This is a genomic window from Marinoscillum sp. MHG1-6 (genome assembly GCF_024714475.1).
GTDB lineage: Bacteria > Bacteroidota > Bacteroidia > Cytophagales > Cyclobacteriaceae > JAMZMI01.
The window spans coordinates 393,611-407,115 of the sequence record NZ_JAMZMI010000002.1; the positions used below are offsets into that span (position 1 = coordinate 393,611).

Here is a 13,505-nt window from a genome sequence, read left to right on the forward strand (position 1 = left end):
TTAATTAATAGTTAGATTTTATCATAGCTGATAGTTGTATCTTAAGGAGACCCTCATCTCTTTTATGTCTTTATCTTCCGATTCTGCGATAAGATGTTTCGTAACAAAAAAGGCACTGAGTGATAAACCCTGTTTTTCACCAATCTTCATATTCCCATTCAGCCTTATGTTGCTTACTCTGCTTGCAAGTGCTCCATCATTAAAGACATTCAATAAATTGTAGGTAAACCCGGTACGATACTTTCCTTTTTGAAAAGACCTGTTAACACCTAGTGCTGGTCCCGTAGATAAGCTCTCAAATTCCCCCGTGCGATTCTTATTAACAGTGGTAGAAAAGTTTGTACTCCAGGTTTGAATCTGCTTTTGGATACCAAGGGTATTGGAAATGAATGTTGATGAATTACTATCACTGTCGGTTGCATCCTGTACACTACCCATCCATGAAACCTGATATGGATATTTGCTCTTTCCAAAGGAGTAATTAACATTGAGCGTCCCATTTCTTGACACCTGATAATATTCAAGCTCCTCTTCAGTTATATCTGCTTGTATCTGAGCCTGGGTCGTACTGCTGTTATAGTTTCCATAGTTAGCCATTAATTGGAGTCTATCATTAGCCATCCAGGTAACAGATGAAGAGAAAACAAACCTCCTAATATCTGCTGATTGTTGATTATTGAGGTTGTTTCTTTGAACTCCTGCACTTCCTCCAATGGTGACCTTCCGACTGAATAGAGGGAAGGTTATTCCTCCTGATATATCCTCGAGGTCATTATTCAAAAAAGAGCTACCCAAAGTGGTATAGCCCGGATCAACACGCCTGTATTTTCCGGAAATTTGAAACCCCTCAGCCTGATAATTAAGAGAAGTAGTTATCGCATTTGAATATCTGGATGAAATGGTTGGAGTAAATAACCCTCCGAGGTTGTTTACGAAGGTGTATTTATCAATAAAAGCTTCAGGACCACTAGCATCCGAGCTATACATGCTATGCGCATAATCCGTGCTCCAGGTTAGCCGATTAAAAAACCTAAATGAACTTATAAGTCCAAGAACCAGGTTCTCTTCAGGCCGTATGGATAAGGTGTCAAAGCTCGGAACAGAGGAAGCTCTATCTGCGGCCTTAAACATGATGAAGTGCATGTCCTGGTTATTCTGACTGAATCCAACCTTAGCTCCATATCCAACTCTTCGAAAAGTTGGATCAGAAAAAATCAGACCTTCATGCCTGGATCTGCGAACGGGTTTTGCGAAACGACCATAAACTGCACTGACTCTGATAGGGCTATTCTCCGGCTCATACTCCACTCCGGCACCAAAAAACAAATTACCCGCCAAGGTATAACTTGAAAAATTCATAGAGCGATGCCCCAAATGCATAGTCAGTGCTTTGTATGTAGGACTAATACCAAAACGGTTGAATGGCTGAGGTTGAGAAAAGTCCTTGTTTTGCTGACTAAACGTCATTGAAAATGGAGCCTCAACAATTCCCAGGATGGTGAAATTTAAATTGGCTGAAATCTGCCAAAAAAAAGGGTCTCGCCTATTTTCAATACCCCAGGCTTCGTAGGCGGTTGTACTTGCTGAAATCCCTCCGCTATAGTCCAAAATTTTGGTTTCGTTTATGTTTTCAAGGTCCTGGGCAGCTAAGACATTCACCTCAACCATGAGCACCAAAACCATTAATCCCTTCCAGCTCGGACTCATTCTGGCAGACCTTTTGGGTTTACGGTATCCTTTATAAATATCCAGGGCTCACCCATCACCAAATCACCGGCTTTGCTTTCAGTTATTCGCTTAACTTTCTCATCTGCCAGAGATAAATCCATGAACGAATCGGTATATACCAGAAACCACGTAAGCTCATTGTTTAGAATCACCCGTGTATCAAGCCCCCCATCACGCTTCATGATTTTTTGAAATCGCTTCGCTGTTTCCAATCTTTTAAATGCACTAACAATTACGTAGTACTCGGGCTGACCCTCCTCGAGGTTTATTGAAACCGGCAGTTCTGTCCTACCCTGAATCGAATTGACAGGTTTGTTATTTTTTTCCTTTAGTTCATCAAGCTCATTTTTGGAAGACATATACAACTCTCTCAATTGCTCCAACTCAGTTGCCTGTCTATCTATTAGCTTTCCATATTCCTCCATTTTTTGTTGATTCGATTGGTTTCTCGCTGATAGCTGATCCATTCTTTCATACTGAGAGGCTAATTCCATTTTGTATGCTTGCTTTCGGGAATAAGAACCGGTTGAAGATGTGCTTGCACTAATATCCGATGTCCGGCCACTACTCTCTCCGAATTTCAGTCCAATAACAAATTCGTGAGAGCCGGCGCCAATAGTCTTCAAATCTGATGTGGGAGCCTCAAAACTGTAACCCACAATGAACCTTTGATCAACAAAAAAACCAAAGGAGCCTCCGACACCAATTTGATGACGATAAGACGTCCCGACCCAAAGCGTATTTTTCCAGTCAGCGACTAGGCCCACATCCATCTTGGGACTTAATCCTTCCACAATTCTGATTAGTGCAAAAGGTTTTAAAATCCAGTTTTGATTTATTGGGAAATCATAATTCAACGTGGTCACATAGTGTCGTACGTACTTATAGTTCACTGACTGAAATTGAGCCGTATTCTCATATTTTATTTCCTGTTGAAGAAGCTGATCCCCAGCTACACCCAACTTCAGCCTTTTCCAGCAATAGCTAAGCCCTGCATTCATTTCATAGACAGTACGGCTATTAACACTGCTAAGTAAATTCGGATCCGATCCATCAGCTACCTGGATCCGATCGAAGAAAATTTTATTTTGAATCAACATGCTTGACAAGCCAAAAGAAAGAGCTTGCTCAGGAGCTAGTTGAACTGTATATCCTGCGGAGAAGGCCACATTGGTTCTTCCAACAACATTGGATACATCATTAAAAAAGGACAGCCCTACACCCCAGGCTTCGTTTTTCAATCTGCTGTCAATTGTGAAGGTCTGGGTCTCCGGAGAACCATTGACCCCAACCCACTGCTTCCTGTATTGAAAAAAAGCCTGAGTTCCAAAATGACCCACAAAGGAAGGGTTATATAAATATGGGTTGAGATAGTATTGACTATACAACGGCGTCTGCTGAGCTACCAGGCTTCGGGAAAATCCCAAAAGCACTGCGAAGCATATGAAAGGCAGTAAAAGTCGAATCATTTGTTTCTTAATATGGTTACTGCTCCTTTGTAGGATTTTGAAGAATCTGAAAAGGTGATGAGGTAGTAATAGGTTCCATCAGGAAGTATGTCCTTACCAGAGACTCCGTACCAATCATTTTGATATGCATGATCCTGAAAAACGAGAGTTCCATACCGATCATATACCCTCACATGGACGGATCCAAAGCTTTCGACATTCTCAACAACCCAGGTATCATTTTGCCCATTGCCATCCGGAGTAAAAACATTACTCGCTAAAAGCTTGAAGTCATTGACAACTGTCAAAATCAAACTGTCCAATGATTTACATCCATATTGATCTGTACCCTCGAGAAAATAGGTAGTAGTTGAATCTGGTGTAGCCAACGGATTAGGAATACTGCTGTTGTTCAGGCCATGAACCGGGTACCATAAATAATTGAGCGCTCCAGTTGCTGAAAGTTGAACAGAAAAACCAAGACTTGCTGAAGTGTCAGAACCAGCTACAACTACCGGTTTAGCATAAACCCTGACATCCTTTTTTATCTGATCCATACATCCCGGACTGGATATTACAGAAAGTGTAATCGTATATACACCTGGCGAGGTGTAAGAATGTTCTGGGCTTATGCTCTCCGATATTGTCCCATCTCCGAAATCCCAGTGAAACTGTAAATCCCCAGAGCTAATACTCGATAGATTAACCGGAGTAATTGGCAAACCAAGGCAAACATCATCAACAGTAAAATTGGCGATTGGAATTTCAAGAACTCTCGTTGTCTTTACAATCTTACTTTCACACTCTTCTTCTGAAAAAACACTCAGACTTACTTTATAATCACCACTGTTAAGGTACTGTTTTTCGGGATCAGCTACGATTGAATTGCTTCCGTCTCCAAAGTCCCAGAGATATCTAACAATGCTACCAGCTTCAATACTTGATGCATTATTGAAAATAGTAGGTTCACCATCACAAACTACATTTATACTGAAATCTGCAACTGGCCTGGCATAAATGTCGATTTCTCTAATTTTCTGAGATGAACACCCCCCATCTGAAACAGCATTTAGCTTAACCTGATAGGTTCCGTGGGCTTCATATCGATGGTATGGCTCCAATTCTGATGAAGTATTTCCATCTCCAAAGGACCAATTATAGGATAAACCCCCACTAGATATAAAAGATAAATTCTTAAACGGAACGGTTATAGTATCACAGTTAGAAGAAAATGAAAAATCCACGTTGGGGAGAGGTTTGATAATCACCTGATCATTATGTACATCCCAACAACCATTTTCGTTTTGAATCTTCAGCCTAACAGGGTAAGTTCCTGACGCCCCATATTCATGCGTTGGATTAGATTCAGATGAACTTTCTCCATCTCCAAAACTCCACTCATATACAATTCCACTACCTATCGAAGAGCTCACAAACTCGGCAGACGAATCTGCACAAACATCTGCTACCAAAAAGTCTGCTGCTGGTTGTTCATAAACTGTGAGTGTCTCCTCATGCACTGAGGAGCATCCATGTTCAGATTTGACTTTCAACTTAACCAGATAAGTCCCCTTGCTGGAATATGTATGTTGTGGATTTGATTGTATGGCCCCCTGCCCATCCCCAAAATCCCATTGGTACGAAATAGTTCCTGATGAAATTTGACTCGTGTTATTAAATGAGGTAAGACTCCCCTGACATACGCTTTCCACAGTAAACCCTGCCGTTGGTACTGGGTAGATGCTCAAAGTCTTGACCGTACTATCGGAGCAACCATCCGAATTAGTACTGACAAGGGCTACGTCATATGTTCCAAAGGCATCATAATGATGTGTCGGATTCTCAATATGTGAAATGTTTCCATCGCCAAAATACCAGGTGAAATTGTCAGAATATTGACTTTCATTAATGAAGTTGGCATCAACATCCGAACACCCATTACCCACCTCAAAAGCCGCAACAGGTTGTTCAAACACGTTTACCCATTTTGAGGCTGATGTAATACATCCTTTGTCAGTAGTAGCTTGTAGTGTTACATTGTATGCTCCCGGGGATGAATAAGAATAAGAGGCATCTTCCGTCGTGGAGATATTCCCATCATCAAAATCCCACAACCATTCGACGTCTGTTGCTTCTTTGGAAGATTCATTGACAAAATCAATAGAATTTTCTAGACATGCATTAGAACCCAGAAAATCAATGGATTCCTCAGGGTTAATAATTACTTGTTTAGAAATCGATGATTCACATCCCGTTGAGGCGGAAGAAGCAATAAGAATAACATTATAGGTACCATCATTTTCATATAAATGAGTTGGACCTACATCAGTAGAGGTATTTCCATCCCCAAAATCCCACTCAAATGTCAAATCATTTGAAGGAACAGAAGATAGATTATCGAACCCCTGAGACACACTTTCACATTGATTGGTTCCTGTCAATTGAAAATTGACCTGGGGAATTGGATTCACAGAAATTGTCTTTGATATCATATCAAAATCCCCATTAGAATTTTGAATGGTCAACTTGACAGTAAAGTTGCCAGACTCTTCATAAATATGAGTTGGAGATGACACTGCGGAGCTATTTCCATCACCAAAGTCCCATATTATTAAAACTATCGTACCTGAAAGTGTTGAAGAATTATTCGTAAACTGTATCCCTTCTCCCTGACACGGTAAAGGAAATGAATAAGAAAAGGCCGCAGTAGGGTCTGCCACTAATTCATTACATATAATGGCTATAAATAATGTAAATAGAATTACCCTCCATTGAATCGGCCCCTTGTCTTTCTGCATAGCTAACTCTTTAATTAATTTTTATGAATCGATTAACCTTTGTTTGACGACCGACCTTAAGAGAGATCATATACATACCTTCCCGCAATCCGCTCATATCGAACTTCAATTCGTTACTTTCTTTCAAAAAGTATTCATGAGATAATATCAGATAGCCCCGAAAATCATGAATAGTCAACTGTGCCTTTGCCTCTGATGAGAGATTAACTTCATAGATCATTTCACCATCTCTGATAGGAGTAGGATAAACTTGAGTTTTCAGAATATCAACAAAATGATATGTCGGACCAGATTCGGATACATACCTGGCCCCAGGAGGATTAACAACAATTTGCTTTGAAAGTGAATGCCGACAAACACCATTTGATACAGTTAGTGTAACAATAAATTCTCCAGTCTGTGTGTATTGATAGTATGGCGAAGAAGATGTACTTGTAATCCCATCACCCAATTCCCAAAAATAGGACTTCGGAGTGGGTTCTGTTAAAGGAACAAAAAACACGAAATCTCCTTGAGTAACTTCACTTGGCAGAAGAAAGCTTGCCTGCAGTTCTTCGGTTGTTTCCTTTAGTTCTATTGTATCAGAGACGAGACACCCAAAACCATTGGTTACATTCACCCAATAGGTGCCTGATCTACTCGGGCTAATTTTCGAAGTATTCCATTCTTCTCCAAATGAAGAGCCCCATCTGTATTCCTCCCCTTCCGTGCCAGCATCAAGAGAGATGTCACCACAGAATATCAGGTCTTCTCCAAGGTTTACATGGGGCGGTGGAACAAAATTCACCTCTGTTGAATCGATAGCGACACACCCAATAGGACCTTCTATTTCAACCCAAAACACTCCCGAACTAACAATATTGATTTTTTGCTTTGTTGCTCCAGTACTCCAGATAATCTGATTGGTATCATTCTGAATTCCTGCATCTAAAACAACCTCTTCACCATCACAAGCTGTAATTAAGGAGGGAAGGTTAATTTGAGGATAGTCATAAACATTAACAAAAGTCGTGTCGACACTTTCACATCCCTTATCTGAGACACTTTTTACCCAGAAGTAACCTGATTCTGTTACGAGCTGAAACTGGCTTTCATTTCCTGTTGACCACTGCCAGTATACACCGTCATTGCCAGCATCAAGCAACACTTCCTCACAAGCTTCAACGAAGTTTCCTATTGGTATTGCCGGTGGCTGATAGAACAATACCTCAGTCGTATCCCATGCTGTACAACCTTGATTGGAGGTAACCTGAAGATGGTATTCTCCACTATTTGTTACCTCTATTTGGTAATCCGTTTCTCCTGTAGACCATAAATGATCTCCAACAAAAGAACCTGAAAGAATCACGCTCTCACCTTCACAGGAAAATTGGTCAGGACCAAGGTCAAAATCGGGATAAGGGTTGACCTGAATGTTTACGGTATCGGAATTCAGACAATTATCCGAACTACTTATTTCCACCCAATAAATTCCACTCTCTGTCACCTCAATTTGTGGTGATGATTCACCTGTCGACCATAAATAACTGAAGGCATCTACCTCAGCACTCAGACCTGTGCCTCCACATACTTCACGATCAATTCCCAAATCAGGAAGAGGAGCATCTTTGAAAAAAACGACTGCTGTATCTGTCGCCGAATTTCCGTTAGGCATGGTCACATTTACCCAATAGGTGCCACTAGTTGTAACACTCAATGTACTCGCCACTGACCCATCAGACCAATGATAGGAAGCTCCGGTATTTTCGGCATCCAGAACTATTACAGATTCACAAGTTGCTATGCTGTCCTCAAAACTGAGTACTGGATATAAATTGGGCTCGCAAGCCGGATCCCCCGAATCGATCCCTGCAATAGATATAACAACTGAATCGCATGTTGTAACGGTAACTCCTAACGCCTGATATGAAATGGTTACCCCATACGAACCGGGTTTATCAACAAATAATTTTGGAGAAGAACCGGTCTGAACCAGAGCACCATCCTTGATCCATTGGTAGTTGGTTGGCTGTAACTCCTGCGACATTGGAGGAGCGGCAATCAAATAACCTTCTTCACACAATGTCTGGTTTCCACCTAGATCTGCTGGCTCCAAAATGAAAACAGGAAATTGAACGGTTGAATCACACGACTGAGGTGACACCACATTGGTACGATATGAGCCTGTCTGAGATACGTTATAAGTATCCGCTTTTGACAATAGCAACCCATTCTGATTAAACCACTCAAATGAAGTTCCTGATGGCAAAAATGAATTTGGGTCATTTTCGGGATTCAATAAAGTATCACCAAATGATAAAATCGCCGTTCCAAAATCAAATCGTGGTTTTCGGTGAACTGAAATGAATTTCTGCTGAATATCCCTGCATTGAGAAGTTAGGTTATAGCTTGTTACCGACAAACTGACATCAAATACAGTATCAGTACCACCATTGAATTCGGATAGATCATAGAAATGAACTGGGTTAATTTCTGAGCTTGTGGTCCCGTCTCCAAAACCCCATAAATAGGTCACATTTGAACCTGAACCAGGGACATATGATGTGTTATTGAATTGAACATCTTGCCCCTCACAAACATTTGAAACCTCAAAACCGGCTACAGGATAATCATTAACCACCACATTCAATCCATTTACCATATTTACACATCCCTTGTCCGAAGTCCGTGTTAAAGAGACAGGGTAGTTGCCGGAGGTGACATATGCATGCAATGGTGACTCTTCTCTTGCAGATGAACCATCCCCAAAGTCCCATAAATATGACACACTTCCGGAGGGAATAGAAGTTCCATTTAAAAACTGCACCTCTCCTCCAACACAAATTGTGTCTTCCTCCGCATAGATATGGGTTCCAAGAACACCTTCAGGTGCGGGGTTCACTACAATTGGATAGACAGATGTATCTCCAACGCAACCGTTTCCTGAATAAGCAACCAACTTAATATCATACTCTCCCTCGCTTAAAAAGCTAACCACAGGATCAGACTCATTTGAGTAAGTGCCATTTCCGAAGTCCCACCAATAACCAGAAATTGTGTCTGGCCTATAAAGACCTGTTTTAATTGAACTGTTGTTCTTCAAATAGATGTAAACTCCTTCACAAACCTCTCCTGGTACTTCCACACTATCATCTAAAAACTTCGGAATAAAAGCCGCTTCCGGCATAGGGTGAACAATTAAATCGAGAGAATCTGATGAAAAACAATTATGGCTTGGTGAAGTATCCATAACAGTCACCTTCACATTAAATTTATTATCAGTTCTAAAAAGAAAGGAATGAGTAGTATCAGAAAAGTTTGAAGCCGTTTCATCCCTAATTACAGTTCCATCATCAAAATCCCAATCGTAAAAGAGGTTACTTGAAAGGTTATTATTGTTTCCAATACTTGGGTCGAACCTATTAGGGGTAGTATCCACATATTCTGCTTCAGCCTCAGTCAATATAGTCTCGCGTTCACAAATCTCATCAATGCCTGAAAGCAGATCATACTGAAAAGAAATCGCTGTAATAGCTGGTGGATCCAGAACTGTTAGGGTATCTATATCAGAGTCATCAGGAAAACTGAAGCATTGATGGTCAGTTAAGACAGTCAGCTTTGGAAAGTATAAGCCTTCTGATGGAAAAATATGAGTATTAGAAGATGAGAATGTAGTGTCAATAACCCCATCATTGAAGTCCCAGAAATATGTGGTGACCGAAGAAAGTCCATTGACCATAGAGGCTCCCCCATCGAATATTACTTCCTGTGGTGAACAAACTTTCTCCCCTCCTAAATTATTGGGGCTCATAGCAAAATATGAAACTGGACTAGATCGCACCTTTAAGGTAAGGCTCTTTGTGCGTTCGCATCCGCGGGTATTTCTGACCAGGAGATTGTAGGAGCCGGATTGTCCTATTGTAACATCAACTATTCCAATAGAATCTAACTCCGCTAAGGTATCAGCACTATCAAACGTCCAAACATAATAAGGATGATTTTCGATACTTGACTGCACATAAATGTCACTAAGTTCACAGACATCCAAAGAGTCCATTATTGCTGAAAATTTCCCCCCAGTAATAAGACTGTTTTCGGAATCGACTGAAACCAGGATATTAAAATCAGGCAGGTTCGTTGAGGAGCATCTCGCTTCAGCAAGGGTTATGAGTGTGGAATCATAATCTAACAAAATTGTATCGACAGTGCGAATTGATGAGACTCCTTCACTACTTGAATGATACATCCAACTACCGTTTGAAGCTTCATGAGAATAAACCAACAAATCAGAGGGAGCAACTCCATTGACTTCATCGATATGATACTCCATGCTCAGGTCAATCAACTCTTTATTTGCATTGCCATCATCAAACGGGACAATAGCATAATACCTGGAGATAGAACTATTAGAGACATCATCTCTTGTCCCGTGAATTCTTGAAATAGAACAAACAATATTTCCATCGCCCACTTTAAATGTTAGGCCCAAACCTGCCGGCTCAATAAAATCACTTGAGGAATACGTCCTTTGGTCTACGGAGATTTTCCCACCACCCCCGAAAACTCGATTGACTTCTGACTCTCCATAAAGAACAGACTGTCTGTTAATGGTCGCAAGTAACCGGATCTCATTATCCATCAAATTGATGCTTCCATTTACTAGGCTGAGCGTGTCATACAACGATAGATATGGAGCATCCAAGACTACATCTCCATTGAGCTTGTCAATGCTCATCCCGGGAAGAAAGATGCTATCATTAGAAGTAATGTATTGAGTGCCATCTCCGGTAAACTGAACAAGTCTTTTGTTGAAATAGGTACTATCAGGATCAAAGGAGGGCGTGAGACTAGATCCTGACCCTACAACCCTAATATCCCCCTTCAGTTTCAGGAGACCAGCCAAGAACAACTTGCTATCTGAGGAACCGTCAACAAACGAACTATCTATGTAATCACCCGATACAAATAGCTCAGCTTCAGAGTCGACGAAAATGTTTGCAGTTCCGGTACTCGTTCCGCCCACAAACAGATTAGTTTGACCTCGAACCACATGAACCAACAATATCAAAGACAAGAAAATTAGTCCCCTACAATTATTGAGTTTAAATATTTTTTGTAAATGGCGGTTTTGTGGTAATTCCATAGCTTTCTACCACAACAGATCAAGCCCCAATGTCCTAATCTGTGTAGCAAATAATCAAATGCGGTTCTCATCATTTAGATTGGAGACAGAAGTCCCAATCGAATAGCGAAGGCGTAAAAATATAAAATTTTATTAATTAACGTTATTTGCAATATAAAATATCATCAATCAATTCCCTTTTCCTCCCACACATGCACCTCAGACCTGAGGACGCCGCCCTGCTCTGAGAAGGCGCGAACCTGGTAGACGTACTGCGGGGCATCCAGCGCCTGATCCACAAAGGCGACCTCGTGCAGCAACCCGCTGTAGGGCCGTAGCTGCGCGGCTGTTTCGCCACGATAAACCACAAAGCCGAGGCATGGCTGATGGGGCCGGGACCAGCTAAGGATATTGTGCTTTTTTCGGCGTTTGTGCCGGAAGGAAAGCTGCAGGCTACCGGAAAATGCGGTTTCGGAGGGGGGAACATAGGCCGTGAGGGGAGGGGACGGAATGGACGCGTTGCCGGCGCTGTCTATGGCGATAAGGTGATACTGGTAGGTCTGGCCGGGGGCTGCCTGCCTGTCGGTATACTGTGGGACGTCGGGAGGCAGGAGCTGGCTGTTGATACGGGTGAAGGGTGACTGGGTGTGGGACCGAAGGAGATGATAGCCTGTGAGGTCTTCGTCGGTATTGGCCGTCCAGTGAATGACGGGGTGGCCTTCGTGCATTTCCACGTGTCGGAGATGGGGCTGCTCGGGCGGGGTGACGTCGGGCAGCTGTGCGTGGGCTGCCTGGCTGGGGGGACTGGTGTTTTCGGAGGAGTCGAGCGCCACGACGAAAAAGGAAAACTGGTTTTTGACATTGGCAGGCAGGCGGTAGGTGAACCGGGGCTGTGCGAGGGGCTCGGGCGTGAGGCGCACGTAGTGCTGTTGGGAGGCTTCGGCGGTGCGGTAGACGAGGTAGCCCAGGAGGTCGGGCTCGGTGCCGGGCTGCCAGCTGAGGTGAAAGCGTCCGGTGTCTGCGCGGAGGGTGAGTTGCTGCGGCGCGGCGGGGGGCTGCTGGTCGGGGATGTGGACGAATACGGTGCGCGAGGGGGCCTGGTTGCCACTGGCGTCGGCACTGGTGACGTGGTAGTAGTAGGGTCCGGGGTGCGGAAGGCTGTCGGTATACTGTGTCTGGCTCGGGGTGGTGAGGATGCTTTCGAAAGGGCCTTCGCTATGCTGCGATCGGTAGAGGGTCATGTACTGCACTTGCGGATCGTTCGGGCGGGTCCAGGTGAGGGTGACGCGCAGGGTGTCCTGGGTGGCGGTGAGCCCGGTGGGTGGCGCGGGTGGGGTGACGTCGCGAAAGGGTATGGCGATGGGCTCGGTGCGCTGGAGCTCGTGACCAAAGAAGTCGAGCCCTGCGAGCTGGTAGGTGTAGGTAGTGCCTTCGGTCAGGTCGGTGCTCCGGAACTTGGGCGTGGGGTACACGAGGCCGCTGTCGGTCTCGATCTGGGTGATGACCACGGGCTTTTGGTTGACGCGGGTCTCTCCTACGGTATCGGCGGCCGTGCGGTAGAGGTTGACGGCATAGAAGCGGTCTTCTTCCATTTGCCAGTCGAAGGTCATGAAGTCCTTGTCCTGGGTGACTGTAAAGTCTTTGACGGGTGGGGCTGGTCGGAAGGTGCCGGCACGGACGGCGTCGGACTGTCCGAGGAAGGTTTCCCGACCGTTGACCAGCTGCTGGATGCGGTAGGTGTACTCCTCTCCTGCTATGACGTCATGGTCTTCGTAGTAGAGTCCCATGAAGGTGGCGAAGGGGGTGCTTTCAAAGGTTTTGATGACGATGTTGAACAGGAGCAGCTGCTCGGAGAGGTTGTCTTCTTTGAGGAGCTCGGTATAGAACTCGAGGTCGGGGTCCTGCTCGATCAATGCGGGGTCAATGGCTTGCTGTGGGTGGATGGGTTCCGCGGTGAGCCTGGTCCAGTTGGTCTGCCCGCTCTGTCGGCGGTAGACATGCACGCCTTCGGGGTATGTGAGGGTCTGGGAGTACCATTTTACCTGTATGGTCTGTGTTTGCTGGTCGTTGGCGGGGTGGTTTTGGGCAAGCACGCGGGTTTGCTGTGCGGTGGCATTATAGGTGATGAAAAGACATAAGAGGATTAGCAGGGTGTGGTGCTTGGCGGGTGCTGGCTTGGACATAATAGCGGTTTAGGCGATCTAATTTTTGAAACGAGGCCGCAAAATACACTCCGTTATAAAAAATAAAAATTTATGCAGGTGAAATGTTGGGTTGGGCGGGAAGGTTTGTAAAGTTGGGAAGGTGTTAGGGTTGGGAGGGTTTTTTAAGTATTAAGGTTTCAAGTGTAGCTGCGGAAATACTTAGAACAATTCAGTTAGCAGGTTTTGGAGGAAAAGGTCGGAGGTGCAAACTCGGACAAGCGCTACG

The 13,505-nt window shown here is 43.8% G+C and carries 5 protein-coding genes; all 5 read right to left on the reverse strand.

Annotated elements, in window-relative coordinates:
* Window positions 1-21: 21 nt before the first annotated feature.
* The gene (locus NXR94_RS05385) at window positions 22-1,707 is read right to left on the reverse strand and encodes a hypothetical protein (protein WP_258103560.1); all 1,686 of its coding nucleotides are present in this window, start codon (window positions 1,705-1,707) and stop codon (window positions 22-24) included.
* Window positions 1,704-3,197, reverse strand: coding sequence for a PorP/SprF family type IX secretion system membrane protein (locus NXR94_RS05390; protein ID WP_258103561.1), 1,494 nt, complete (start codon window positions 3,195-3,197; stop codon window positions 1,704-1,706). The genes NXR94_RS05385 and NXR94_RS05390 overlap by 4 nt, the downstream gene beginning before the upstream one ends.
* The gene (locus NXR94_RS05395) at window positions 3,194-5,974 is read right to left on the reverse strand and encodes a PKD domain-containing protein (RefSeq protein ID WP_258103562.1); all 2,781 of its coding nucleotides are present in this window, start codon (window positions 5,972-5,974) and stop codon (window positions 3,194-3,196) included. The genes NXR94_RS05390 and NXR94_RS05395 overlap by 4 nt, the downstream gene beginning before the upstream one ends.
* 10 nt (window positions 5,975-5,984) lie before the next feature.
* A complete protein-coding gene (locus NXR94_RS05400; protein WP_258103563.1) occupies window positions 5,985-11,027 on the reverse strand; it encodes a PKD domain-containing protein in 5,043 nt (1,680 codons plus the stop codon).
* A 233-nt stretch (window positions 11,028-11,260) separates the two neighbouring features.
* Window positions 11,261-13,258 (reverse strand): fibronectin type III domain-containing protein, encoded by a 1,998-nt coding sequence (locus NXR94_RS05405; protein WP_258103564.1) that lies wholly within the window; start codon window positions 13,256-13,258, stop codon window positions 11,261-11,263.
* Between the last annotated feature and the right edge of the window lie 247 nt (window positions 13,259-13,505).

Excerpts from the sequence above, each read along its gene's own strand:
- NXR94_RS05390 (WP_258103561.1), bottom strand. The coding sequence starts at position 3,197 with ATGATTCGACTTTTACTGCCTTTCATATGCTTCGCAGTGCTTTTGGGA.
- NXR94_RS05385 (WP_258103560.1), bottom strand. The coding sequence starts at position 1,707 with ATGAGTCCGAGCTGGAAGGGATTAATGGTTTTGGTGCTCATGGTTGAG.
- NXR94_RS05395 (WP_258103562.1), bottom strand. The coding sequence starts at position 5,974 with ATGCAGAAAGACAAGGGGCCGATTCAATGGAGGGTAATTCTATTTACA.
- NXR94_RS05405 (WP_258103564.1), bottom strand. The coding sequence starts at position 13,258 with ATGTCCAAGCCAGCACCCGCCAAGCACCACACCCTGCTAATCCTCTTA.